General features: G+C 66.9%; 24 protein-coding genes. 14 read left to right on the top strand and 10 right to left on the bottom strand.

Annotation, left to right across the window (positions count from 1 at the left end; translation table 11 throughout):
- The first annotated feature begins 2 nt into the window (after nucleotides 1–2).
- From VJ897_RS08615 to VJ897_RS08635, 5 genes are read left to right on the top strand one after another with little or no spacing between them, the layout of a single operon-like run.
- A complete protein-coding gene (locus VJ897_RS08615) occupies nucleotides 3–173 on the top strand; it encodes a hypothetical protein (RefSeq protein WP_324055115.1) in 171 nt (56 codons plus the stop codon).
- A gap of 6 nt (nucleotides 174–179) precedes the next feature.
- The gene (locus VJ897_RS08620) at nucleotides 180–1,367 is read left to right on the top strand and encodes a vWA domain-containing protein (RefSeq protein ID WP_324055117.1); all 1,188 of its coding nucleotides are present in this window, start codon (nucleotides 180–182) and stop codon (nucleotides 1,365–1,367) included.
- 47 nt (nucleotides 1,368–1,414) lie between these two features.
- Complete coding sequence (locus VJ897_RS08625) at nucleotides 1,415–1,705, top strand: hypothetical protein (RefSeq protein WP_324055119.1); 291 nt, start codon at nucleotides 1,415–1,417, stop codon at nucleotides 1,703–1,705.
- A complete protein-coding gene (locus VJ897_RS08630) occupies nucleotides 1,702–2,304 on the top strand; it encodes a DedA family protein (protein WP_324055120.1) in 603 nt (200 codons plus the stop codon). The genes VJ897_RS08625 and VJ897_RS08630 overlap by 4 nt, the downstream gene beginning before the upstream one ends.
- A 45-nt stretch (nucleotides 2,305–2,349) precedes the next feature.
- Nucleotides 2,350–3,033, top strand: a complete 684-nt coding sequence (locus VJ897_RS08635; RefSeq protein WP_324055122.1) for a M48 family metallopeptidase — start codon at nucleotides 2,350–2,352, stop codon at nucleotides 3,031–3,033.
- Nucleotides 3,034–3,038: 5 nt separating this feature from the next.
- Here the strand turns inward: VJ897_RS08635 and VJ897_RS08640 are convergent, their stop codons facing one another.
- From VJ897_RS08640 to VJ897_RS08650, 3 genes are read right to left on the bottom strand one after another with little or no spacing between them, the layout of a single operon-like run.
- Nucleotides 3,039–3,581, bottom strand: a complete 543-nt coding sequence (locus VJ897_RS08640; protein ID WP_324055124.1) for an RSP_2648 family PIN domain-containing protein — start codon at nucleotides 3,579–3,581, stop codon at nucleotides 3,039–3,041.
- Complete coding sequence (locus VJ897_RS08645) at nucleotides 3,578–4,774, bottom strand: RSP_2647 family RNA methyltransferase (protein ID WP_324055126.1); 1,197 nt, start codon at nucleotides 4,772–4,774, stop codon at nucleotides 3,578–3,580. Before VJ897_RS08645 ends, VJ897_RS08640 begins: the two co-directional genes overlap by 4 nt.
- Before the next feature lie 40 nt (nucleotides 4,775–4,814).
- The gene (locus VJ897_RS08650; protein ID WP_324055127.1) at nucleotides 4,815–5,438 is read right to left on the bottom strand and encodes a DUF6778 family protein; all 624 of its coding nucleotides are present in this window, start codon (nucleotides 5,436–5,438) and stop codon (nucleotides 4,815–4,817) included.
- Nucleotides 5,439–5,646: 208 nt separating this feature from the next.
- Between VJ897_RS08650 and edd the strand changes: the two genes are divergently transcribed.
- Nucleotides 5,647–7,449, top strand: coding sequence for a phosphogluconate dehydratase (edd, locus tag VJ897_RS08655; protein WP_324055128.1), 1,803 nt, complete (start codon nucleotides 5,647–5,649; stop codon nucleotides 7,447–7,449).
- A 21-nt stretch (nucleotides 7,450–7,470) separates the two neighbouring features.
- Nucleotides 7,471–8,118: a bifunctional 4-hydroxy-2-oxoglutarate aldolase/2-dehydro-3-deoxy-phosphogluconate aldolase gene (locus tag VJ897_RS08660; protein ID WP_324055130.1), complete on the top strand. Its 648-nt coding sequence runs from the start codon at nucleotides 7,471–7,473 to the stop codon at nucleotides 8,116–8,118.
- Between the two features lie 274 nt (nucleotides 8,119–8,392).
- Here the strand turns inward: VJ897_RS08660 and VJ897_RS08665 are convergent, their stop codons facing one another.
- The 3 genes from VJ897_RS08665 to VJ897_RS08675 are packed head-to-tail and all read right to left on the bottom strand — an operon-like array spanning nucleotide 8,393 to nucleotide 11,788.
- Nucleotides 8,393–8,653 (bottom strand): hypothetical protein, encoded by a 261-nt coding sequence (locus VJ897_RS08665; protein ID WP_324055132.1) that lies wholly within the window; start codon nucleotides 8,651–8,653, stop codon nucleotides 8,393–8,395.
- Nucleotides 8,640–11,417 carry a [protein-PII] uridylyltransferase family protein gene (locus tag VJ897_RS08670; protein WP_324055134.1) on the bottom strand — a complete coding sequence of 926 codons (2,778 nt, stop codon included), beginning with the start codon at nucleotides 11,415–11,417 and terminating at the stop codon, nucleotides 8,640–8,642. The genes VJ897_RS08665 and VJ897_RS08670 overlap by 14 nt, the downstream gene beginning before the upstream one ends.
- Nucleotides 11,414–11,788 carry a DUF4440 domain-containing protein gene (locus tag VJ897_RS08675; RefSeq protein ID WP_324055136.1) on the bottom strand — a complete coding sequence of 125 codons (375 nt, stop codon included), beginning with the start codon at nucleotides 11,786–11,788 and terminating at the stop codon, nucleotides 11,414–11,416. The genes VJ897_RS08670 and VJ897_RS08675 overlap by 4 nt, the downstream gene beginning before the upstream one ends.
- 60 nt (nucleotides 11,789–11,848) lie before the next feature.
- Here VJ897_RS08675 and VJ897_RS08680 point away from each other — a divergent pair, with 60 nt between their 5' ends.
- The 4 genes from VJ897_RS08680 (at nucleotide 11,849) to VJ897_RS08695 (ending at nucleotide 14,346) form a co-directional block, all read left to right on the top strand.
- Nucleotides 11,849–12,319 (top strand): YbaK/EbsC family protein, encoded by a 471-nt coding sequence (locus VJ897_RS08680; protein ID WP_324055137.1) that lies wholly within the window; start codon nucleotides 11,849–11,851, stop codon nucleotides 12,317–12,319.
- 123 nt (nucleotides 12,320–12,442) lie between these two features.
- A complete protein-coding gene (locus VJ897_RS08685; RefSeq protein WP_324055139.1) occupies nucleotides 12,443–12,892 on the top strand; it encodes a DUF2852 domain-containing protein in 450 nt (149 codons plus the stop codon).
- A gap of 86 nt (nucleotides 12,893–12,978) precedes the next feature.
- Complete coding sequence (locus VJ897_RS08690; protein WP_324055142.1) at nucleotides 12,979–13,431, top strand: RDD family protein; 453 nt, start codon at nucleotides 12,979–12,981, stop codon at nucleotides 13,429–13,431.
- Nucleotides 13,432–13,515: 84 nt separating this feature from the next.
- Nucleotides 13,516–14,346 carry an arginyltransferase gene (locus VJ897_RS08695; RefSeq protein WP_324055144.1) on the top strand — a complete coding sequence of 277 codons (831 nt, stop codon included), beginning with the start codon at nucleotides 13,516–13,518 and terminating at the stop codon, nucleotides 14,344–14,346.
- 171 nt (nucleotides 14,347–14,517) lie between these two features.
- Here VJ897_RS08695 and VJ897_RS08700 read toward each other — a convergent pair whose 3' ends face one another.
- From VJ897_RS08700 to VJ897_RS08710, 3 genes are all read right to left on the bottom strand, one after another.
- The gene (locus VJ897_RS08700) at nucleotides 14,518–16,869 is read right to left on the bottom strand and encodes a TRAP transporter large permease (protein WP_324055146.1); all 2,352 of its coding nucleotides are present in this window, start codon (nucleotides 16,867–16,869) and stop codon (nucleotides 14,518–14,520) included.
- Between the two features lie 20 nt (nucleotides 16,870–16,889).
- Nucleotides 16,890–17,930 (bottom strand): TRAP transporter small permease subunit, encoded by a 1,041-nt coding sequence (locus tag VJ897_RS08705; protein WP_324055148.1) that lies wholly within the window; start codon nucleotides 17,928–17,930, stop codon nucleotides 16,890–16,892.
- 111 nt (nucleotides 17,931–18,041) lie between these two features.
- Entirely contained in the window at nucleotides 18,042–19,130 is a 1,089-nt protein-coding gene (locus VJ897_RS08710; protein ID WP_324055150.1) for a TRAP transporter substrate-binding protein, read from the bottom strand.
- 258 nt (nucleotides 19,131–19,388) lie between these two features.
- On the opposite strand from VJ897_RS08710, the gene VJ897_RS08715 reads away from it, so the two are divergent.
- Together VJ897_RS08715 and VJ897_RS08720 are read left to right on the top strand one after the other, a co-directional pair.
- Nucleotides 19,389–20,795 carry a cache domain-containing protein gene (locus tag VJ897_RS08715; RefSeq protein ID WP_324055152.1) on the top strand — a complete coding sequence of 469 codons (1,407 nt, stop codon included), beginning with the start codon at nucleotides 19,389–19,391 and terminating at the stop codon, nucleotides 20,793–20,795.
- Nucleotides 20,792–21,421 carry a response regulator transcription factor gene (locus VJ897_RS08720; protein ID WP_324055154.1) on the top strand — a complete coding sequence of 210 codons (630 nt, stop codon included), beginning with the start codon at nucleotides 20,792–20,794 and terminating at the stop codon, nucleotides 21,419–21,421. Before VJ897_RS08715 ends, VJ897_RS08720 begins: the two co-directional genes overlap by 4 nt.
- Nucleotides 21,422–21,515: 94 nt before the next feature.
- Here VJ897_RS08720 and VJ897_RS08725 read toward each other — a convergent pair whose 3' ends face one another.
- Nucleotides 21,516–22,421, bottom strand: a complete 906-nt coding sequence (locus VJ897_RS08725) for a hypothetical protein (protein ID WP_324055155.1) — start codon at nucleotides 22,419–22,421, stop codon at nucleotides 21,516–21,518.
- 302 nt (nucleotides 22,422–22,723) lie between these two features.
- Here VJ897_RS08725 and infC point away from each other — a divergent pair, with 302 nt between their 5' ends.
- Complete coding sequence (infC, locus tag VJ897_RS08730; RefSeq protein ID WP_324055209.1) at nucleotides 22,724–23,188, top strand: translation initiation factor IF-3; 465 nt, start codon at nucleotides 22,724–22,726, stop codon at nucleotides 23,186–23,188.
- The last annotated feature ends 56 nt before the right edge of the window (nucleotides 23,189–23,244 follow it).

Raw genomic sequence — 23,244 nt, forward strand, 5'->3', positions numbered from 1 at the left:
CGATGATCTACCCCCTTGGCGGCCTCGTGATCGGCGCGCTTGCCGGTGCCATCATGGCCCGGCGCAAAGGCGGCGGCGCGCTTGACATGCTGCAATGGGCGGCGGTGCTGGCCATCATCCTTGGCGTGGTGGGCCTGTTCATCACCGTGTTCATCACCCGGGCCGCCGTGTAACCCGGCATGTTCCTGCGTTTTTTCGAGGTGCTGCGCGCGCACCGGGTGCCGGTGTCGCTGCGCGAACATCTGGCCTTTCTGGAGGCCCTGGCCGCGGGACTGGCCACCTATGACATCGAGGCCTTCTACTACCTCGCCCGCGCCACGCTGGTGAAGGACGAAAGGAACATCGACAAGTTCGACCGCGCCTTCGCCGCCAGCTTCGAAGGGCTGGAATCGATCAGCGCAGCCGACATGATCGAGGCCCTGGACCTGCCCGCCGAATGGCTGGAGAAACTGGCCGAAAAGCACCTGAGCGCGGCAGAGCGCGCCGAGATCGAGGCCCTTGGCGGTTTCGACAAGCTGATGGAAACCCTGAAAAAGCGTCTCAGGGAACAGCAGGGCCGCCACCAGGGCGGCAACAAGTGGATCGGCACCGCCGGCACCTCGCCCTTCGGGGCCCATGGCTACAACCCCGAGGGTGTGCGCATCGGGCAGGACAAATCCCGCCACCAGCGCGCGGTCAAGGTCTGGGACAAGCGCGAATTCCGTGCCTACGACGATCAGATCCAGATCGGCACCCGCAACGTCAAGGTCGCGCTGAAACGCCTGCGCAAATGGGTGCGCGACGGGGCCGAGGACGAACTGGACCTCGCCGGCACGATCCGCGCCACCGCCGAGCATGGCTACCTCGACGTCAAGACCCGCCCCGAGCGGCGCAACGCGGTCAAGGTGCTGCTGTTTCTCGACGTGGGCGGGTCGATGGACCCGCATGTGCAGATGGTCGAGGAACTGTTCAGCGCCGCCCGGTCCGAGTTCAAGCACCTGGAATACTACTATTTCCACAACTGCCTTTACGAGGGCGTCTGGCGCGACAACCGCCGGCGCTGGAACGCGCGGACCCCGACATGGGAGGTGCTGCGCACCTACGGGGCCGACTACAAGTGCATCTTCGTGGGCGACGCCAGCATGTCACCCTACGAGATCGCATGGCCCGGCGGCGCCAACGAGCACTGGAACGAGGAAGCCGGCCAAGTCTGGCTGTCCCGCGCGCTGGATCAATGGCCCGACACGCTCTGGCTCAACCCTGTGCCGGATCGCCACTGGGGCCATACACAGTCCATCGGGATGATCCGCCAGATTATCGGCCCCGACCGCATGGTGCCGATGACACTGGAAGGGATCGAGCGCGGCATGAAGGTGTTGGGGCGGTGACGCGGCATCTCTGGAAGCGCCACAGGACCCTTTTCCTCTGTTTTCTGGTGGCGGTCGGGCTAATGCTCTTCTTCGGTGGGCGCGCGGTGATGTTCTCGCTGCGCTGGGATGCCGAAGCGCTGCGCACACAGCCGCTGGCCGGCTGGATGACACCGCGGTTGGTCAGCTACGCACATGACCTGCCGCCCGAGGTCCTGTTCCCGATGCTGGGGCTGGACCCCGACGCGACACCACGGCGGATGACGCTGGAAGAGATCGCCAAGGCGCAGGGCATTCCGACAGACCGTTTCCTGGCCGAGCTCGCGGCCCGGATCGCCGATCGGGGCGATTACCAGTGATCGACCTGTTTTTCGAATTGGTATCCGGCTATGGCGCCATCGTGATCGCGCTGGCGACCTTCCTGTCCTGCCTGTTCCTGCCAGTCCCGTCCTCGGTCATGATGCTGGCCGGTGGCGCCTTCGTGGCCTCGGGCGATATGTCGCTCATCGCCGTGCTGGGCGGGGCCTTCACAGGTGCCGTTCTGGGCGACCAGGTGGGCTATCGGATCGGGCGCTGGGGCGGGCCGCGCCTGTCGGCATGGCTGGCGCGCAGACCGGGGCGCGCGGCGGTTCTGGCCCGCGCCCAGGCAACGCTGCGCCACTGGGGCGGGGTCGGCGTGTTCTTTTCGACCTGGGCCGTCGCGCCGCTGGGCCCCTGGGTCAACGTGGCGGCGGGTGGGGCCGGTATGAGCGCGCTGCGTTTTACCATCTGGGACATGGCAGGCGAGGCGATCTGGGTCACGCTTTATGTCGGTCTCGGCTATAGCTTCGCCGCCAACCTGGACATGCTGGCCTCGACGCTTGGCAATGCGGTCGGCGCGCTTTCGGCGGGGGTTGTGGCTCTGCTTCTTGGATGGGTTCTGATCCGCCGGGTCCATCGCGATCAGGCAAACGCCTGACCGATCGTCCTTGCCGCCCCTGCCCGGGGCGCCTATCTCCATTTCATGTTGCGCTTCGCCCCCATCCTGCTGGCCCTGCTCTACGGGGTCCTGCTTTACCGGTTTTCCGTCTGGAGGACGAAGCGCGAACTGGACGCGCGCTCGACCGAACTGGTGGACCCGCGCCTGAAGGCACTGACCGACGACCTGGCCCGAGTCGTCGACGTCCCCCGCATCAAGGTGCACATCTACGAGGTCGAGGCGGTCAACGGACTGGCCGCACCCGACGGGCGCATCTTCATCACCCGCGGGTTCTACAACAAGTATCGCGCGGGCGAGGTCACCGCGGGCGAAATGGCCAGCGTCATCGCGCATGAACTGGGCCACGTGGCGCTGGGGCACGCGCGGCGCCGGATGATCGACTTTTCCGGCCAGAATGCCCTGCGCACGGCGCTGGCGATGATCCTTTCGCGATTCCTGCCCGGGATCGGGCCGATCATCGCCAATTCGGCCATGTCGCTGCTGATGGCGCGGCTGAGCCGGTCCGACGAATACGAGGCCGACAGCTACGCCTCGGCCCTGCTGATCAAGGCGGGCATCGGGACCGGCCCACAGAAATCCCTGTTCGAGAAGCTCGACGGGATGACAGGCGCTGGCGGGGCCGCCATGCCGGCCTGGCTGATGAGCCACCCCAAGACGCCGAAGCGGATCGAGGCGATCGAGGCCAACGAGGCGAAGTGGCACGGCTGAGGCGGCTACCCCGCCAGTGCCTTGCCCAACCGTGGCAGCCGCGCCTTGCGCAAGAGCGCGCGCATCTCCCAGGCCTCGCCCGACAGGCGGCGGGCCTCTGCCAGGACGTCTTGAGCGACAGCCGCGACCAGCGCGGGCTGCGCCTGCCAGACACCCACCAGGTAATTGTCCGGGTCCACGCGCGACACGCCCTCCTCGGCCAGCACGTTGCGCGGAAAATCCTTGGCGTTCAACGTCATGATCGCGTCGGCCGAGGCCGAAACCGCCGCCGCCAGAACATGAATATCCGCCGGGTCCGGTAGCCAGAAGCGCCGCTCCTTGCCTGGCGGCACGCGCACCACCGCCTCCGGGAACCGCAGGGACAGCGCCGCGATCTCGCCCCGGGCGAGGGTCTCGCCCTCGGGGCCGATCTTGCGCGCGGCGCGGGCCCATTCCTCTTCGATCCGGTCCGACCAGAGCGGCGTGAAGGCGCCTGCCTCGGCCACGCCCAGCACCATCTGGCGCATGACAGTTGGATAGAGAACGCAGGCATCGATCACGATCTTCACAGCCGGAACACCAGTGCCTTGAGGTAACCGCTTTCGGCCAGTTGCGGCAGTTGCGGATGATCCGGCCCGGCAAAGCCGGTATGGATCAGCGGCCCGCGCCGACCAGCCTTGCCGATGCCCCGCGCACTGGCGTCGCGAAAGCGTTTCAGATCGGCGGCATGGGAACAGGAACACAAGGCCAGGAACCCGCCCTCAGCTACCAGCGGGGCCGCCATGCGCGCGATGCGTTCATAGGCGCGCAGGCCCGGTTCCAGCGTCTTCTTGCTGGGCGCGAAGGCCGGCGGGTCGCAGATCACGACATCGAAGGTCTCGCCCTCGTCGGAAAGGCCCGCCAACGCTTCGAAGGCGTCGCCCTGGCGGGTCTCGAACCGGTCGGCCATGCCCCCGGCCTTCGCCCCGGCGCGGGCCAGCTCCAGCGCGGGGGACGAGCCGTCGACCGCCAGCGCGCTTGCGGCCCCGCCCGCCAGGGCGGCCAGCGAAAAGCCCCCGACATGGGAAAAGACATCCAGCACACGCGCACCGCGCGCCAGCCCGGCGACAAAGGCCTGGTTGGGCCGCTGGTCATAGAAAAGGCCCGTCTTCTGCCCGCCCATCAGGTCGGCCATGTAGGTGGCGCCGTTCATGGGCACGGGCACCGGGCCATCGGGGGCCCGGCCATGGACCACGGCCATCTCCTCGGGCAGGCCCTCCAGTGCGCGCGCCCGGCCGGTTCCGTTCTTGATGACGCAAGCCAGGCCGGTTTCGGCCACCAGCGCCTGCACCAGCAGATCCAGACGCGTCTCGGCCCAGGCCGCGTTGGGCTGCACCACGGCGATGTCCCCGAACCGGTCTATGACCACGCCGGGCAGGCCATCTGCCTCGGCATGGATCAGTCGGTAACAAGGTACGTCATAGAGTGCCGCGCGCAGGGACAGGGCCCGTTTCAGCCGCCGCCGCAACCAGTCCTCGTCCAGCACCGCCCCCGGATCGCGGTCCAGCACCCGCGCGGCAATGCGCGAGGCGGGGTTGACCGTGACCAGCGCCAGGTCGCGACGCTCGGCATCCTGCAAAACGGCCAGCGCCCCCGGCGCCAGCGCTTTGGTGCGTCGGTCGAGGACCAGTTCGTTGGCATATACCCATGGAAATCCATGCCGGATCGCCTGGGGTTTCGCCTTGGGAAGGAGCCGCACACGCGGCAAGGAGGACTGCGACATGGCAGCCCTCCTAGCGGGTTCGGCGCCCCCGGGAAAGGGGTCAGCTGGCCGGTGTGGTATCCCACCCCGACGCGTCGGTCAGGGTATCGCGGAAAAGCGCCGCGAGATGCGCGAGGATGCGGACCTTCTGGGTCTCGCCGCGCTGTTCAGCCATCACCGCCGCCTGGCCGCCCAGGGCGGGCAGATCGGCAGTTACACGTCGGGTGGGTTCCAGCACCGCGCCGGTTTCGGCGTGGCGGATGGTCAGGTCGAACTTGATGGAATGCGTCCCGCCGACGGTGTAGCGCGTCCGCTCTGTCAGGGAATGGAACCGCGCCAGGGTGACATCCACAACAACCGGGGTTTCACCGTCCAGCCCTTCGGCGCCGCGGATGATGGCCGTCCTGAATATCTCGGAGACCTGGGACTTGCGATCGCCCAGCGGGTCGCCGCGCCAGACGATGTCGGCCAGTGGGTAAAAGGAGTTCGCCTCGGACACGGACAAGTCCGCAGGGGCGTCAAAGCGCACGGCCTCCAGTCGATAGTCGCGCGGGTCGTCCTGCGGGACGACCGCCCCCAGTTGCGGGGCCTGCATGGGGGCGTTTCGGGTGGGACCCTCGAAGCTGGAACAGGCGGAAACCACCATGCCGAGACCCAGGGCGAGTGCGAGTTTGATCCGTTTCATATCTGCTCCTTCCGACCTGCCTCGTGCCGGATTGCGTGCTTTTTCTGATGGTAGACAAATGGACGGAAAATGCGTCGATAATGCGGTTCTGGCCGGACAATTCACGGTCATCTTTCCGGCAATGCCGGGGGTGAGGGCGCTTGTTAGCGCTAACTTGATGTGCTACCCGCATGGTTGAAGGTGCAATCCGATCAGACGAGAGGCCCCCATGAGCGTTCAGAAATCCTTGCAGGAGGTCACGGACCGGATCATCGCCCGCAGCGAGGCGACCCGCCGCGACTACCTCGACCGCATGTCGGCGGCCGCCGCCGAGGGTCCGCGCCGGGCGCACCTGTCCTGCGGCAACCAGGCCCATGCCTATGCCGCCATGGGCGAGGACAAGGCCTCGCTGACAGATGACCGCCGCGCCAATGTCGGCATCGTCACCGCCTATAATGACATGCTATCGGCGCACCAGCCCTTCGAGACCTTCCCCGACCAGATCCGTGCCGCGGCGCGCAAGGCCGGCGGTACCGCCCAGGTCGCGGGCGGCGTTCCGGCCATGTGCGACGGCGTCACCCAGGGCCAGACCGGCATGGAACTGTCGCTGTTCTCGCGCGACGTGATCGCGCTCGCCGCCGCGGTGGGGCTTAGCCACAACACTTTCGATGCCGCGCTTTACCTCGGGGTCTGCGACAAGATCGTTCCGGGGCTTGTCATGGCCGCAGCCACCTTCGGTTATATCCCGGGCGTCTTCGTGCCCGCCGGCCCGATGATCAGCGGCTTGCCCAACGACGAGAAATCCAAGGTGCGCCAGAAATTCGCGACCGGCGAGATCGGCCGGGACGAATTGATGAAGGCCGAGATGGAAAGCTATCATGGTCCGGGCACCTGCACCTTCTACGGCACCGCCAATACCAACCAGATGCTGATGGAACTGATGGGGCTGCACCTGCCGGGCGCCAGCTTCGTCAACCCCGGCACGCCGATGCGCGACGCGCTGACGGCGGCGGCGACGGAACGGGCGCTGGGGATCACCGCGCTTGGCAACGACTTCCGCCCCGTCAGTGAAATTCTCGACGAAAAGGCCTTCGTCAACGGCATGGTCGGGCTGATGGCCACCGGCGGTTCAACCAACCTGGTGCTGCACCTGCCCGCCATGGCGCGTGCCGCCGGCATCGTGCTCGACCTGCAGGATTTCGCGGATATCTCGGCGATGACGCCGCTGATGGCCAAGGTCTATCCCAACGGCCTGGCCGACGTGAACCACTTCCACGCCGCGGGCGGGCTGCAATACATGATCGGGCAATTGCTCGACGCCGGCCTGCTGCACGAGGACGTCAAGACCGTGGCAGGCGACGGGCTGTCGCTCTACACCCGTGACCCCAAGCTTGATGGGGACAAGATCACCTATACCGACGGACCGACCGAAACCGGCAACGACAAGATCCTTCGCCCCTGTTCCGACCCGTTCCAACGCAGCGGCGGGCTGGTCCAGTTGGAAGGCGATCTTGGCCGGGCCGTCATCAAGGTCTCGGCCGTGGCCGAGGACCGCCAGGTGATCGAGGCCCCGGCGCGCGTCTTTCACGACCAGGACCAGGTCAAGGCCGCCTTCAAGGCCGGCGAGATCACCGAGGACACGATCATCGTGGTCCGGTTCCAGGGGCCGCGGTCCAACGGGATGCCCGAACTGCACGGGCTGACGCCGGTGCTGTCGATCCTGCAGGATCGCGGACTGCGCGTGGCGCTGGTCACCGACGGGCGCATGTCGGGCGCGTCGGGCAAGGTGCCCGCGGCCATTCACGTCGCCCCCGAGGCCGCGCGGGGCGGGCCGATCGCGTTGCTGCGAGACGGCGACGTGCTGCGGCTGGATGCCACCGCCGGGCGGCTGGACTGCCTGACCAGCTTGGACGGACGCGAACCGGCCGAGGCGGACCTGACCGGCAACGGCAACGGCGTGGGCCGCGAGTTGTTCGAGACCTTCCGCCAAAGCTGCGGCCTTGCGACCGAGGGCGCCTCGGTCATCCTCTGACCCTGCACGAAAGACCGAAAAATGACCCCCGAACACGCTTCCGAGTTGACAGCCAAGGTCTGCGACCTGGCCCCCGTGGTACCGGTTCTGGTGCTGGACGACGCCGGCCCCGCCGCCGAGTTGGCATCCGCGCTGATCGCTGGCGGGCTGCCCGCGTTGGAAGTCACCCTGCGCACCCCCGCAGCCCTCGACGTGATCCGCGAGATGGCCGGTGTCGAAGGCGGCGTGGTCGGCGCGGGCACCCTGCTGACCCCTGACGACGTGGAAGCCGCCAAGGAGGCGGGAGCGACCTTCGGAGTCTCTCCGGGCGCCACCGACCGGCTGCTCGACGCCTGCGAGGCCAACGACCTGCCGCTGCTGCCCGGTGCCGCCACGGCCTCCGAGGCCATGGCGCTGCTGGAACGCGGCTACAGCGTTCAGAAGTTCTTTCCCGCCGAGGCCAATGGCGGGGCCAAGGCGCTCAAGGCCATCGGCGCGCCGATCCCGCAGGTGCGGTTCTGCCCCACCGGCGGCGTCAGCCTGTCCAATGCCGCCGAGTACCTGTCGCTTGCCAACACGCTCTGCGTCGGCGGCAGCTGGGTGGCCCCCGGCGAACTGGTCAAGGCAGGCGACTGGGCGAGGATCACCGCGCTGGCCGCCGAGGCGGCGGCCCTGCCACGCGGCCGCTAAGGTTCAGGAAAGACCCCAGTTCTGGCCTTGCGCTGGGAGCCGGCTTTGCAAAGCGGCATCATAGCTGACAATCTTGCGGCATGGAGCAGACATTGGCTCGAGCCGCGCGGAGATGGTCCGAGGTGGGCTCAAACCCGAACACCCGCCGCATCGTCGGCGCATGTCTTTTTCGGGCGGGCAGCGGTCATCCGACCTTTTCGCTTCAACACCCGCCTCGTGTCGTCACAGGGACAACCTACGTCAAGCGCAAAGCACGCGGCGACCCCTGCCCTGCTCAGTTCAACCGCGCCTTGCGGCCGCCACGGCGCCTGGCGCCCTGGGCACTGCTCAGCCCCTCGCGCAGGACCTCTGTCATCGGGTGGCCCTCCTGCCCGTGGCGCGCCAGCAGAACCGGAATCGCCGCCCCGGCCTCGACATCGCGCAGGCTCAGCGCCCAATCCAGGAAGATCGTCCGGCATTCCTCAGCGGTGATCCCCTCGATGCGATAGGCCTCGTAGATCAGCCCCTTGGGATCGTTTTCGTCAACCGGTCTCATCGTCGTCTCCCAGGATATCGGTGATTGTCGCGGCGGCGGCCTCGGCCGTTGCGGTGATGCATGCGGCCAGCGCCGCGACGCTCTCCTGCCCGGTTTCGCGCAGGATCATCGCGCGGCCACCAGCGCCCAGGTCGTCGGGGTCCGTCGCGCCGCCGCCCAGCAGCTTGCCGCTGGCCTGCAGCGCCCAGAACAGGTCGGCTGCCGCGGCCAGGTGTTGGACCCGGTCCGCCGCGATCACCCCCGCCGACACGGCATCGGCCAACTGGTCCGGTGTGGCATGGGCCGTGCTGCCCGCCAGGAGCGCCAGCGCCTGGCCGGCCAGCTCGACGTCCTGCAACCGGCCCTGGCCGATCTTGGCGTCCCAGGGTCCCTTTGGCGGCTTGGCCCCGGCGATCCGGGCACGCATGTGCGCCACCTCGCCGCGCACCGCTTCGCCACCCGACTTGGCGGCCAGCACGCGGGCGCGGCTGGCCTCGACATCCGCGCCCAGTTCCTCTGGCCCTGTCACCACCCGTGCGCGGGTCAGCGCCAGGTGTTCCCAGGTCCAGGCCTCGTCCATCTGGTAGCGCTCGAAGGTGGCAAAGGCGGTGGCCACCGGCCCCTGCTTGCCCGAGGGACGCAGCCGCATGTCCACTTCATAGAGCCTGCCCTCGGCCATGGGCGCGGAAAGTGCGGTCACCAGCGCCTGGGTGAGCCGGGCGTAGTAGGGCCGCACCGACAGCGGCTTTGGCCCTTGCGATCCCTCCTGCCCGTCCCCGTCGTAGATCACGATCAGGTCCAGGTCGGACTGGGCATGAATGCGCCCCGCCCCCAGCGAGCCCATGCCGAGCACAACTGCACCCCGGCCCGGCGGCGCGCCGTGCTTGGCGGCAAACTGCGCCAGCACGCGGGGAAAGAGGCCGGCAATCACGGCCTCGGCCAGGTCCGCGTAATGCCGCCCGGCCTCGCCCGCGTCGATAAGCCCGCGCAGGTGATGCACACCGATGCGGAAATGCCATTCCTTGGCCCAGCGGCGGGTCGCGTCCAGCTGCGCCTCGTAGTCGGCAGCGCCGTCCAGAACCTTGTCCAACCCCTGCACAAGGGCCGCGCGGCCCGGCCAGGCCTCGAAGAAGGACCCGCCGATCACGGCGTCCAGCACACCGGAGTTTCGGCCCAGATACTGCGCCAGCGCCGGGGCCGTCGCGGCGATGTCCACGATCAACCGGGTCAGCTGCGGATTGGCCTCGAAGAGCGAGAACAGTTGCACACCCGCCGGAAGACCGCGCAGGAACCCGTCGAAGGCCAGCAGCGCCTCGTCCGGTTTCGCGGCCTCTTGCAGGCGGGACAGCAGCATCGGTTTCAGCCGATTGAAGATCTCCACCGCGCGGTCCGAGCGCAGCGCCGGGTAGGTCAGCCAGCGTTCGGTGATCTCGGCACCGAACTCGGGCGCGGCATCCGAGGGTTCGGTGGGCGCGAAAAAGCCCTCGGTCATCTCGTGGACCTCTTCCAGCCGGTCCCGTAGCCCGGCCTTCAGGCTGTCGGCATCCGTCCCGCACAAGGCGGCGAGCCTGGCGAACTCCTCGTCCGATTGGGGCAGGTCATGGGTCTGGACGTCGCGCAGCATCTGCACCCGGTGCTCGATCTCGCGGTGAGCGCGGTAATGCGCGGTGAGTGTCTGCGCATCGGACTGCGGCACCCAGCCGGCCTTGGCCAGCGCGGCCAGGCCCGCGCGCGTGCCCCGCACCCGCAGGCTTTCGTCGCGCCCGCCCGCGATCAATTGGCGGGTTTGGGTGAAGAACTCGATCTCGCGGATGCCGCCGCGGCCCAGCTTCATGTTGTGCCCCGGCAGGGTGATCGGCCCGCCCAACCCCTTGTGGGCACGGATGCGCAGGCGCATGTCGTGGGCATCCTGGATGGCGGCGAAATCGAGGTGCTTGCGCCAGACGAAGGGGCGCAGGGTTTCAAGGAACCGTTCTCCCGCCGCGATATCCCCGGCCGCCGCGCGCGCCTTGATATAGGCGGCGCGTTCCCAGGTGCGCCCAAGGCTTTCGTAGTAGCGCTCGGCGGTTTCCATCGACAGGCAGACCGGCGTGACACCGGCGTCGGGCCGCAACCGCAGATCCGTGCGAAAGACATAGCCCTCGGCGGTGGTCTCGCCGATCAGGGCGCACATGCGCCGTGTCACCTTGATGAAGCCCGCGCGCGCCTCGTGGTAGTCGCCGGGGTCGAACCTGGTCTCGTCGAACAGGCAGATCAGGTCGATGTCGCTGGAATAGTTCAGTTCATAGGCCCCGCCCTTGCCCATGGCCAGCGCCACCATGCCGCCCGCGGTTTCGGCATCCTCTGCGCTTAGACCCGGCAGCTTGCCGCGCTTGATCTCGGCGGCGACCAGGCGTTTCAGCGCGGTGTCCACGGCCATGTCGGCCAGCCGTGTCAGCGCGCCGGTCACATCCTCCAGCGCCCAGACCCCGGCCAGGTCGGCCAGCCCGGCCAGCAGCGCCACGCGCCGCTTGGCTTGGCGCAGCCCGCTGCCCAGCTGCGGCAGGGCCAGCGCGGCCTTGTCCGCCAGTTCGGCCTCCAGCGCCGGCTCGGGGTCGGCCAACGCGCCGGGCAGCCAGTCGGCTTCCTTGCGCATCAAGTCCAGCAGGTAGGGGCTACACCCGGCCGCCCCCTCGATCACCTCGGCCACCTCGGGCGGCTGGTCGGGAAACAGGGCGCGGCCATCGGCCCCGTGGTCGGTGTCGAAGGGCCGTGGGGATCGCGTGATGCGGGCAGCAAAGCTCATGGCACCGGCGGCCCCTCGGGCGTGTCCTGGCTGAAAAGATTGATCCAGCCCGCGCCGTCGCGCTGCCAGAGCGAGGAAACGCGCATCGCCTTCCAGGTGGTCTGGCCGGACCGCAGGAACCCTGCGTGGTAGGCCAGCAAGGCCTGATCGGCGCCGATGGGCCGCACCCGGCCCTGCGACAGGTCGTAATCGGCCACGGTCGGCCCCGTGGCCAAGGCGCCGATCAGCACCTCGCGCCCGGCGAAGCCATCAGGATAGACGCCTTCGAAATCCTCGGCCAGCGCCGCGCGCAGGCTGCGCGCATCGCCCGCCGCGAGCGCGGCCCAGATACCGCGTTCCATGGCCATCACCTCGTCCAGCAGATCGCCCATGCCCTTGCCTCTCTCCCCCGGATCGGTAGCCTCGGGGCGACGCTAGAGAGGGTGCACGACATGAGCAAGAGCCTGAAACGCGTGAAGGCCGCCCTGCAGGCCGCGGGATTGGAGGCAAACCCGCTTGAGATGGCCGAGGGCACCCGCACCGCGCAGGACGCCGCGGCGGCAGCGGGTTGCACGCTCGACCAGATCTGCAAGTCGATCATCTTCCGGGGTCACGAGAGCGGCGATTGCATCCTGTTCCTGACGGCCGGCGGCAACCGGGTGGACGCGGGCAAGGCGGCCGCCATGGCGGGCGAGGCACTGGACCGGGCCGACGCGGCGGCGGTGCGCACCCAGACCGGCTTTGCGATCGGGGGTGTCGCCCCCATCGGCCACCTGCACCCGATACGCGCCTTCTGGGACCCGCGCTTGTCCGACTTCGACGTAATCTGGGCCGCCGCCGGCACGCCGCACCATGTCTTTCCCGTCTCGCCCGATGACCTGCGGCCGCTGACGCAGGCGCAAGTTGCGGATTTCACGAGCTGAAAATCTGCAAGGGTGCAGCGATGTAATAAACATTTACATTTGGCCTTGACGCAGGGCAGCTGATTGCCCATCTGGTATGATGTGAAGTGTGTTCACATTGGAAACTGACCCCAGGGAGACCGCATGACAACCTCGACCACCTACATTGACGACATTGCGCGCCATGCCCGCGAAACGCGGGCGGGCAACTGGTTCAGCCGGGCCGAAGGCTGGCTGGACGACCGCGGCAAGGGGGCCTGGATCGCCGCCATGGTGCTGGGATTCATCTTCGTCTGGCCCGTCGGCCTTGCCATTCTCGCCTACATGATCTGGAGCAAACGCATGTTTTCTGGAAATTGCGCCGCCACGCGCACCCGCCATTCCTATCGCGCTGCCACCAAGTCCAGCGGAAACAGTGCCTTCGACGCCTACAAGCAGGACACGCTGCGCCGCCTGGAAGAGGAGCAGCAGCAGTTCGAGGCTTTTCTCCAGCGTCTGCGCGAGGCCAAGGACAAGGCCGAGTTCGACCAGTTCATGGACGATCGGGCCAAGCGCCGCGACGACGCGGGCGACGAGTCCGAAAACGCGGCCTGATCGCCCTGCGCCCCCATCCGCTGCCTCTCCGGCCGCCCGCGCTGTCCCCGCGGGCGGCCACCAATCCTTCCCGCCCGGAGCCACAAATGACACCGCACCGCGCCAACACTCCCGGCCACCCCGACCCCGCCCGCCTGCCGGACTTCTACCGCGGCGTGCCGGGCAAGCGGATCATTGCCTGGCTGATAGACTGGGTCGTGGCCAGCGTGATCTCCGCCCTGCTGCTGCCGCTGACTTTTTTCCTGGGGCTCTTCATCTTCCCGGTCATGGTGGCCGTGGTCGGCTTCTTCTACCGCTGGTCCACGCTGGCGAGCGGATCAGCCACCTGGGGAATGCGCCTGATGGCGGTGGAACTGCGCGACGCCGAGGGCCTGCGGCTGGACGGGCCCACGGCCTTCTGGCACGTGGCACTTCATTACGGGCTGTTGATCGTTTCGCCGGGCCTTCTGATCTCTGGTGTGGTCACGCTTACAACGCCGAAGCGCCAGGGACTGCACGACCTCGTGCTGGGAACCGTGGCGCTCAATCGCGCGCTGTGACCGGCGGTGAAGGATGGGCTTGGAGTCGCGGCCCGGCGTTGCTAGGCTGCACGAACAAGGTTCTACCAGAGCACAAGCAAGCCGATGCGCCACTCGCTTCCCATCGCGCCGCAGTTCTACGTGACGGCCCCGCAACCCTGCCCCTACCTCGGGGGCCGGATGGAGCGCAAGCTGTTCACGGCCCTGCAGGGCGAGAACGCGGAAAAGCTCAATGACACCCTTTCCAAGCAGGGGTTTCGCCGATCTCAGAACGTGCTTTACCGGCCGTCCTGCGCCGAGTGCACCGCATGCATGTCGGCGCGAATCCGGGTCGCGGATTTCCGGATGTCGCGCAGCCAGCGCCGGGTCTGGAAACGCAATGCCCACCTGCGGCGCAGTGCTGCCTCTCCCTGGGCGACAGAGGATCAGTACGCGCTGTTTCGCAGCTACCTCGACAGCCGTCACGCCGATGGCGGCATGGCCGACATGGACCTCTTCGAATTCGCCGCCATGATCGAGGAGACGCCGATCCGCACACGGCTCATCGAATACACCGACCCCAACGCGGCAGGGGATCCCGACGACAGCGGGTTGCGCGCGGTCAGCCTGACCGACATGCTCGATGACGGGCTCAGCATGGTCTATTCCTTCTTCGACCCCGCCCAGGAGCGGCAGTCGCCGGGAACGCACCTGATCCTCGACCATGTCCAGATCGCCAGCGAACTGGGGCTGCCCTACGTCTACCTTGGTTACTGGGTGCCCGGGTCCGACAAGATGGGCTACAAGGCGCGGTTCTCGGCGGTGGAGGTCTATCGCCACGGCCACTGGGAGGACCTGCAGGACCCCGCGGTCTACGACGCCGAGACCCACCCGCTGGAGGTCGCTCCGATCGCGGACCAGGTGGCAAGGATCACCCTGCCCGACGGCGGCCGCTAGAGCACGTCGCGAAAAGGCGGGCACCGGTCTTGCGCGCCCCGGACATGCGTTATCACCAGAACGGTGCGGATCGCGGGAATGCGCATGAACCCGACAGGGGCGCTGCGCGCCTGACACGCCCCATATCCCCGACACGGAAAGGTTGCCCGGAGGCACCCTTTCCGTCTCGTCTCACCCTAACAGGTTCGGCACGATGGTCACGACTTGCGGGAACCACCACAGCAAAAGCAGCCCGAACACCTGGATGAGCACGAAGGGAATGACCCCGCGGTAGATGTGCATGGTCGTCACCTCCTTGGGGGCCACGCCGCGCAGGTAGAACAGCGCAAAGCCGAAGGGCGGCGTCAGGAAGGACGTCTGCAGGTTCACCGCGATCATGATCGTTACCCATTTGGGGTCGAAATAGGACCCGTAGATCACCGGCCCGACGATGGGAATGACGATGTAGATGATTTCCAGGAAATCGAGCACGAAGCCGAGAACGAACAGCACCAGCATCACGATCAGAAAGGCGGTCGCCGGGTTGTCGAAGCTGCGCAGGAACTGCTGGATGTAGTGTTCCCCGCCGAAGGAGATCACCACGAGGTTCAGCAATTGCGATCCGATCAGGATGGTAAAGACCATCGATGTGACCTTGGCGCTCTCCCGCACCACCGGGCTGAGCACCTTGGCGCGCAACAGCACCCAGCAGGCGTAGAGCAGCCCGAAGAGCGAGAACAGGAATGCCGCCATGGCCACGAAGAAGGCGATCCAGTTCTCCAGCGACAGGTCAGACTGGCCGATGCGCATGTCGAAGTTGATCCCCACCAGCAGCATCAGCAGCACCGCGCCCGTGGTCAGCAGGATCAGCCGGCCGGATTTCTCCTCTTCGCGCAGCTTGCGGTAAGCCGCCAGCATGATCGCACCGGCCGCTCCCAGGGCGGCGGCGGGCGTCGGGTTGGTGATACCGCCCAGGATCGAGCCAAGGACAGCAACGATCAGAACCAGCGGCGGAAAGACAACGCGCAGCAACTCGTTGCGGGCCAGCCGTGCAAAGGCGTGCCATACTCCGTAGGCCACCAGCAGCAGCGGCAGCGCGATGATCAGCGTCGTCGTTCCCGGGGTGGTCACCGGCCCGATCAGCGCGATATCGGCCAGCAGCATAAGCCCAAGTCCGCCCGCGCCGACCAGCAGCGGCCGCGCGTCGGCCGCCGGCGCAACGCCCCGCGCCGTGGTGAGGATCAGCGCCAGCATCAGCGCCGCGATGGCGATGCCGGTGCCGATCGGCGGCGCATCCGCGATGGCCTGCTCGACCCGCTCGGCGCGCTCTTGCGGGCTCAACTCGCGGGCCTCGGTCACGCCGCCGGCGTTCTCGATAGCCGCCTGTTCGGCCACCGCGGCATCCCAGGCCTCCTGCCCGTGCAGGTCGATCATAGCGGCCTGGCATTCGCCTGACACGTTGGTGCGCAGGCTCGCTGTCTGGCCCGCGTCGGTGAAGCTGTCCACGATCACCGACTGGTTGCCCACGGCATTGAGGTTCATCAGGAAGACCAGCGCGATGATCAGACCGCCGGGCGCCGCCAGGAACCAGGTCAGGCCCTCGTTCCGGGTGATGACACCCTGGCTGGAATGGCCCAGTTCCACGGGCGGTGCGTTGCGCGGGTTCAACAGCGCATAGCCGAAGGCATAGGCCGCATAGAGGAAGGCCAGCATGATCCCGGGCAAAAGCGCCGCCTGGAACAAGGTGCCCACCGAAACCACCGCCGGTTCGCCAAGGTAGGTCAAGGCGTCGGTACAGCCGGCGAGCTGGGCGCGTTCCTCCTGCGCGGCCGAATAGAGATCCCCGGCCAGCGTGCCCAGCAGCACGATCACGATCGAGGGCGGGATGATCTGGCCCAACGTGCCCGAGGCCGAGATGACGCCGGTGGCCAGTTCCTTGGAATAGCCCGCCCGCAGCATGGTCGGCAGTGACAGCAGGCCCATGGTGACGACCGTGGCGCCGACGATACCGGTCGAGGCAGCCAGGAAGGCCCCCACGACCACGACCGAAACGGCCAGGCCGCCAGGCAGCGGACCAAAGACGCGGGACATGGTCTTGAGAAGGTCGTCGGCGATCTTGGAGCGCTCCAGCGTGATCCCCATCAGCACGAACATCAGCACCGCCAGCAGGGTTTCGATGGACTGGCCCGCCAGCACGCGTTCGTTCATGCGGTTGACCACGAACGAGATATTGCGGTCCAGCGCCATTTCCCAGCCGCCGGGAAAGAGGCTTTCGCCGATCCGTGGAAGCTCCGGGTATCGGAATATCGAGATCGCGTCCGGGCGGACGCCTTCGGCGATCAGCGCCGCATAGGCCTCGGACCCCCTGTCGATGGCCTGGTGGATCAGCAGGCCACCCGAATCCAGCGCCGCGATGATCGCGAAGGAGATCACAGCCGACCCGCCGATGGCGAAGGCCACCGGAAAGCCGGACAGAATGCCCGCGAAGAGGCAGAGAAAGACGATGATCAGGCCGATCTCGACGCCATCAAGTCCGAAAAGCATGTGTTCCTGCCCCTAATTGCCTAGTGCGTGCCTTCGTAGGCTTCTTCGCCCGCGCCAAGGCTGTCCTTGTCGAGGTATTTTCCCGCGCTCTCCTCGCCCTCGACCCATTCCAGCCACGAACGGTAGAAGAAGGCGACCGCCTGCAGCATCACCAACGCCGTGAAGACGACCAGCAATACCTTGAACAGGAAGTAGGCGTTGAACCCGTTGGGCGAGAAACCGATCGTTTCAACGTTCCAGCGCAGCGCGCGGGCCTTGAGCATCAGCCGGTCCAGCGTGTCGCTGGCCGAGGGTTTGGGCACGATCAGGTGGCGCCAGAGAAAATACCAGCCATACATCCAGGTCAGCACCGCCGCGGGCACCATGAAGAAGAGCGAGCCGAACATGTCGATCACCCGCTTGGTCCGGTGGCCGACGGCGGAATAGACCAGGTCCACCCGGACATGGCCGCCCTGCACGAATGTGTATGTCACGCAGAGCGTGACGATCATCGCGTTGTAGAGCTTGAGGCTTTCCGCCCACCAGCTCACGTCGAAACTGGGCAGGCCGAAGCCGGGGATCTCGGCCACCACGAAAACCCGCTGCATGAAGATGATGACAACCTGGATCAGCACCATGAGCAGGCCCGCCCAGGCAAAGGTGCGCCCCACCCTGTTGGCAAAGCCCTCCAGCACCCGGACCGTGCCCCACATGAAGCCGCGGCGGCTGAATCCCAGGATGGTAAGCGCCAGGAACAGGGTGAAGACCACGAAGAAAAACTCGGTCGAGCCCCCGTAGTAGACCACGCGCATCAGCGCTTGCTTGTCCTCGGTGGTATTGTTCCAGGTCAGCCAATCCAGCCAGAGCCCGGGATGGCTCACCGCGAACAGAATGTTGTAGACCGCTTCGAGGATGTTGCCGAACACCCAGAGCACGGCGTCGACCAGCGCCCCGAACACCGTTTCGGCCGCCGGTATCGGGTCGGCGCCCTCGGCGGCATTTCCCTGCAGCCGTTCGACCCAGCGCGTGAACCCGTTTTCATAGGATGACCAGAACCCGGTCTGCGCGGCGTCCTCTTCCATGTCCCCTGCCCCCGGTTGCCAGATGTGGGAAATCCGCCCGGCATGACGGGCGGTTGACCGGACCCCGCGTTTGCGGCGGGGTCCGGCGCAAAGGCCCCGAAGGGCGCGATCCTACATGCCCATGATGCGGTTACGCTGCGCGGCGAAAGCGGCCTCGGACCGGCTGATCCATTGGGCCGAGCTTTCCAGCGACGCGTAGTAGCTCTCGTGGCACTCGGCATAGATGTCGTCACCCATGTTTTCGGCCACGACTTCGGCGGCGGCGGCCCCGAAGGCATCCCACACGCTGTCCGGGAATTCGAGAAGCTGGACCCCACCGGACTGCAAGCGTTGCAGTGCGGCCGAGTTGTTGGCCATGAACAGCGACATCGTCCAGATGTTGCTGGCCGCCGTCGCGTTCTCGACAACCGCCTGCTGCGCCGGGGTCAGGCTCTCGTAGACGTCGAGGTTCATGGTCAGGTTCAGGTTCGGGCCGGGCTCGTGGAAACCGGCGGTGTAGTAGAACTTGGTGATCTCCTGGAAGCCGGCCTTCTCGTCGGCCCAGGGGCCGATCCACTCGGTGCCGTCGATCGCGCCCGAGGCCAGCGCCTGGTAAACCTCTGCGCCGGGCAGGTTCTGGACCGAGGCCCCCAGCTTGCCAAGGACCTGGCCACCCTGTCCGGGCATTCGGAACTTGAGACCCTGGAAATCCTCGGGCCCGTTCATTTCCTGGGCGAACCAGCCGCCCGACTGCGGCCCGGTGTTGCCGGCCGGGAAGGCCTTGAGACCGAAGATGCTGTAGAGTTGATCGGCAAGTTCCTTGCCGCCGTCGTGGTAGTACCAGTTCGCGTATTCCATGAAGTTCATGCCGAACGGAATCTGCGAGAAGAACGACAGCGCCGGATGCTGGCCCAGGAAATAGTAGTCGACGCCGTGATACATGTCGGCCTGCCCGGCCGAGACGGCATCGAAGACCTCGAAGGCGCCCACGAGTTCGCCGGCCGCCTTCAGCTCGACGGTCAACTGGCCGTCGCTCATCGCGGTGATCATGTCGGCGCAATACTGGGCGCTGTCATGCACCCCGGCCAGGCCGCGGCCCCAGGTGGTGACAAGCGTCAGGGTGCGATTGCCCTGCGCATAGGCCGGCGCGGCAAGCGTGCCGGCCGCGGCCGCTGCGGCACCGCCGACGGCACCTTTTCTCAGAAACGAACGACGATCCATGTTGGTCCTCCCAAGGTTGTTCGCCCTCCCCCCTCCCGGGGCACGGGCAGATCGTTTGCAGTGCACCGAACCTAGCCACAGGTCAGGCGTGGCGAAATACCCAATGCCACGGAGTAAGCCCGTTTTTGTAAGAAAACCTTACCAGTCATGACCCTCCGTCTCCGGGAAAGTGCCCACCCTGGCCACTGACATCTAGGCAGCGGCACGAATCTGACGTATCGAATCGTCATGTTGACAGACGCACGGGCAAGGCGGCCGATGCTGCGACTGAGCTATGGGCAGAAGCTCTTCCTGCTGGCCACGGTGCCGCTGCTGATCTCGGTCGCGATGATATCGGTTCTTGTGGCCAACCAGTCTCGCCAGCTGGCCGACCGCGAGATCGCGGCGCTGGAGACCAAGTTGATCGAGGCCAAGCGCGCGGAACTCAAGAACTACCTCTCCATAGCGCGCACGGCCTTTGTCAACATCTACGGCCGCGCCGCCCCGGACGACGCGCGCGCCAAGCTGGAGGTCACGCGCATCCTTGCGGCCATGCTTTATGGCCAGGACGGCTATTTCTTCGTCTTCGACTACGACGGCACCAACCTGGTCGCCCCGCGCCAGACCCAGCTGATCGGGCGCGACTGGACCGGACTGCGCGACGTCAACGGCGTGCCCGTCACCGACGAGTTGATCCGCATCGCCCGTTCGGGCGGCGGCTATCACGAATTCGACTGGCCCAAGCCCAGCACCGGCGAGACCGCCCCGATGATCGCCTATGTCAACGGCTTGCAGGACTGGCGCTGGGTCGTCGGAACCGGGATCTTCGTCGACGACATCCGCTCAAGCGTCGCCGCGGCCCGCGCAGAGGTCGAGGCGCGCATCCGCACGACCACCTACGTGATCCTGGGGATCACCATCATCGCACTGCTGGCGGTCTTCGCCACGGGCATCGTGCTCAACATCCGCGAACGCCGCCTGGCCGATGCAAAACTCAAGGACCTGACCGAACGGATCATCGACACCCAGGAAGAGGAACGCGGCCGCGTCGCGCGCGAGTTGCACGACGGGATCAGCCAGATCCTCGTTTCCGTGCGCTACGCGCTGGACCTGGCCCAGCACCGCCTGGCCAAGGGCGATGCCCGTGCCGCGGACAGCCTCGACAAGGGAGCCGCGGCCTTGGGCGGCGCCATCTCGGAGGTGCGCCGCATCAGCCGCGACCTTCGCCCCGGGGTGCTGGACGACCTCGGCCTGGGCCCCGCGATCAAGTCGCTGACGGATGATTTCAGCGCCCGCACCGGCATTGCCACCGAATTCGAGACGGTGGTCTTCCGCGGCCGTCTGGACGAAGAAGCGCGCATCGCGCTCTACCGCGTCGCCCAGGAGGCGCTGACCAATGTCGAGCGCCACGCCAACGCCACCCTGGTGTCGGTCCAGTTGCGCGGCAGCCGCACGGGCGCCTACATGCGTATCGCCGATGACGGGGCGGGGATCGACCGCCAGTCGGGCCATGCTGCCGCGGGGCTCGGCCTGCGGAACATGACCGAACGGGTCGAGCAACTGGACGGCACCCTGCGCATCTCGTCCTCGGACCGGGGCACGGTGATCGAGGCGCTGGTCCCGCTGAGCCACATGCTGCGCCCCGGGCGCAGGACCAACGAGACGACCGAAAAGGAAAGCGCATGACCCGCGTGCTGATCGTCGATGACCACCCCATGGTGGCCGAGGGCATAGAGGCCTTGCTGGAAACCTATGACGACCTGGAGGTCGTCGGGGTGCTCAACAACGGGCAAGAGGCCGTTGACCGGGTAACGGACCTGGCCCCCGACGTGGTGCTGCTGGACCTCAACATGCCCGGCGTAAGCGGGCTGTCGGCCACCGAGATGATCCTCGAACACCGGGCACAGACCCGCGTTCTGATCCTGTCCATGCATGACAGCCCCGAGTATATCTCGACCGCGCTGGCCCACGGTGCACGCGGCTACGTGCTCAAGGACGTTCCCACCGACGAGATCAAGACGGCCATCGACGCGGTGATGCGGGGCGAGGAATACCTGTGCACCGGCACCACCCGCGCGCTCGAACCCCGCATCGCCGACGGGCGGGAGCCGCTGACCGGCCGCGAGCAGCAGATCCTGCTTGAACTGGCCCAGGGCAAGTCCAACAAGCAGGTGGCCGGCGATCTGGATATCTCGGTGCGCACGGTCGAGACCCACCGCAAGAACCTCAAGCGCAAGCTGGGCATCGCCTCGACCGCCGGGCTGACCCGCTACGCGCTGGAACACGGCGTCTTGCAGGGCACCGGGCGCTAGGCCCACCGCGCGACATCCCGGATATTCGGAGCATGTAAAAGGGGCCGCCCGATCAGGCGGCCCCCGGTCGTTTCGTTGTACCGGTGTCAGTGGCTCAGAGGCCCGCGGCCTCGCGGATCCGGTCGATCACGCCCGGGATCAACTCCGGGTTCTCGGCGGCCTGGTCCACGGCCGTGGTCAGCGTCTGCTTGACCGCCGGGTTGAGGTCGGAATTCTCGACCCACTCGGAAACGGCAGCAGGATCGAAGTTCTCGGCATTCAGCAGGCCGGACAGACCCGCGCCGTCGGTGTCAGCACCCGCCGCGTCCACGCTCGCCTCGGCAGCGTCCTCGGTGGTGGGCTCAGCGGTGGTGGCCCCGGCGGCATCCTCGGTCGCCTCCTCCGCAGCGGTTTCGGCCGCGTCGGTCGTGGTTTCGACGGCGTCGCCGGCCTCTTGCGCGGCATCACCGGCCGCCTCGGCGGCGTCCTCGGCCATGTCGGTCGTCGCCTCGGCGGCGTCTTCGACCATATCGGTTGCAGCTTCGGCGCCATCTTCGGCCATGTCCATCGCGGCATCGGTCCCGGTGTCAGCCGCCTCGGCGGCCTCATCGGCCGCGGTGCCCGCGGTATCCATGACACCATCGGCCATTTCCCCGGCCGTTCCGGTGGCCTCCTCGACCGCGTCGTTGACAGCATCGCCCACGCTTTCGGCGGCTTCCGTCACGGCATTTGCTGCCTCTTCGGCGGCGCCTTCGGCGGCCTCGGTCACCTCCTGCACGGTTTCGTCAACCGCCGCTGTGGCGTCCTCGGCCATGTCGGAGGCTTGTTCGGCGGCCGTCTCGCCGGTTTCCTCGGCCCTCTCGGCAGCGGAGTCGGCCATCTCGGAGGCCTCGGTCGCCGCCTCTTCGGCCTGGCCGGTCAGAACGGCAAAGGCCTCGGCCGGGGTGCGGTCGTTGGCGGCATACTGGTAACCGAAATAGCCCAGCCCGGCGACAACGATGATGATGATGAGCGCACGCATTGTATCAGTCCTTTCAGAAATCTCTGGATCGGCCCCCCAATCGGACCCGGCACCGTCTCTATTCCATGCCAGCGACGCCTTGGGAAGCGGGAAGCGCGGCAAAGCCTTCCCCGTTGCGGAAATCAGCCCGGTAGCGGCGCGAATGGGGCCTTGAACGCCATCGGGCGCGCGTTTAACTTGCGGGACCGAAAGCCATCGAGAAAAGGACAAGACCCATAGCCCGTAGACCCCACAACGCGCCGCCCACGCGCGACACCGGCCCCCGCGTCAACGATCGCATCCGGGCCCCTGAAATCCGCCTGATCGGCCCCAACGGCGAAAACGTCGGCGTGGTCAGCCCCGACAGGGCGATGACCCTGGCCGGCGAAGTCGGCTTGGACCTGGTCGAGATCTCGCCCAACGCCAATCCCCCGGTCTGCAAGATCATGGATTTCGGCAAATACAAGTACGAACAGCAAAAGCGGGAATCCGAGGCCAAGAAGAAGCAAAAGGTCATCGAGGTCAAAGAGGTCAAGTTCCGGCCCAACACCGACGAGCACGATTACACCGTCAAGATGAAGAACGTCACCCGGTTCCTGGAAAACGGCGACAAGGTCAAGGTGACCCTGCGGTTTCGCGGCCGCGAGATGGCACACCAGAACCTTGGCCGCGAGTTGCTGGAACGGGTGGCCGAGGACGTCAAGAACCTTGGCAAGGTCGAGAACATGCCCAAGATGGAAGGCCGCCAGATGGTCATGATGATCGGGCCGATGCCGCAGAAGGGCTGAGACACGCGCCATCCAACCGGAGCCCTCTCGGCATTTGCAGGCACAAACGCACGACC

It is taken from the genome of Salibaculum sp., from assembly GCF_035270045.1.
Classification (GTDB): Bacteria; Pseudomonadota; Alphaproteobacteria; order Rhodobacterales; family Rhodobacteraceae; genus Salibaculum.

Coding starts and splice junctions, on each gene's coding strand:
- VJ897_RS08615 (WP_324055115.1), top strand. CDS start 3: ATGATCTACCCCCTTGGCGGCCTCGTGATCGGCGCGCTTGCCGGTGCC.
- VJ897_RS08645 (WP_324055126.1), bottom strand. CDS start 4,774: ATGTCGCAGTCCTCCTTGCCGCGTGTGCGGCTCCTTCCCAAGGCGAAA.
- VJ897_RS08690 (WP_324055142.1), top strand. CDS start 12,979: ATGACACCGCACCGCGCCAACACTCCCGGCCACCCCGACCCCGCCCGC.
- VJ897_RS08695 (WP_324055144.1), top strand. CDS start 13,516: ATGCGCCACTCGCTTCCCATCGCGCCGCAGTTCTACGTGACGGCCCCG.
- VJ897_RS08700 (WP_324055146.1), bottom strand. CDS start 16,869: ATGCTTTTCGGACTTGATGGCGTCGAGATCGGCCTGATCATCGTCTTT.
- VJ897_RS08680 (WP_324055137.1), top strand. CDS start 11,849: ATGAGCAAGAGCCTGAAACGCGTGAAGGCCGCCCTGCAGGCCGCGGGA.
- VJ897_RS08670 (WP_324055134.1), bottom strand. CDS start 11,417: ATGAGCTTTGCTGCCCGCATCACGCGATCCCCACGGCCCTTCGACACC.
- VJ897_RS08675 (WP_324055136.1), bottom strand. CDS start 11,788: ATGGGCGATCTGCTGGACGAGGTGATGGCCATGGAACGCGGTATCTGG.
- edd (WP_324055128.1), top strand. CDS start 5,647: ATGAGCGTTCAGAAATCCTTGCAGGAGGTCACGGACCGGATCATCGCC.
- VJ897_RS08665 (WP_324055132.1), bottom strand. CDS start 8,653: ATGAGACCGGTTGACGAAAACGATCCCAAGGGGCTGATCTACGAGGCC.
- VJ897_RS08710 (WP_324055150.1), bottom strand. CDS start 19,130: ATGGATCGTCGTTCGTTTCTGAGAAAAGGTGCCGTCGGCGGTGCCGCA.
- VJ897_RS08720 (WP_324055154.1), top strand. CDS start 20,792: ATGACCCGCGTGCTGATCGTCGATGACCACCCCATGGTGGCCGAGGGC.
- VJ897_RS08715 (WP_324055152.1), top strand. CDS start 19,389: ATGCTGCGACTGAGCTATGGGCAGAAGCTCTTCCTGCTGGCCACGGTG.
- VJ897_RS08635 (WP_324055122.1), top strand. CDS start 2,350: ATGTTGCGCTTCGCCCCCATCCTGCTGGCCCTGCTCTACGGGGTCCTG.
- VJ897_RS08725 (WP_324055155.1), bottom strand. CDS start 22,421: ATGCGTGCGCTCATCATCATCATCGTTGTCGCCGGGCTGGGCTATTTC.
- VJ897_RS08705 (WP_324055148.1), bottom strand. CDS start 17,930: ATGGAAGAGGACGCCGCGCAGACCGGGTTCTGGTCATCCTATGAAAAC.
- VJ897_RS08685 (WP_324055139.1), top strand. CDS start 12,443: ATGACAACCTCGACCACCTACATTGACGACATTGCGCGCCATGCCCGC.
- VJ897_RS08650 (WP_324055127.1), bottom strand. CDS start 5,438: ATGAAACGGATCAAACTCGCACTCGCCCTGGGTCTCGGCATGGTGGTT.
- VJ897_RS08660 (WP_324055130.1), top strand. CDS start 7,471: ATGACCCCCGAACACGCTTCCGAGTTGACAGCCAAGGTCTGCGACCTG.
- VJ897_RS08620 (WP_324055117.1), top strand. CDS start 180: ATGTTCCTGCGTTTTTTCGAGGTGCTGCGCGCGCACCGGGTGCCGGTG.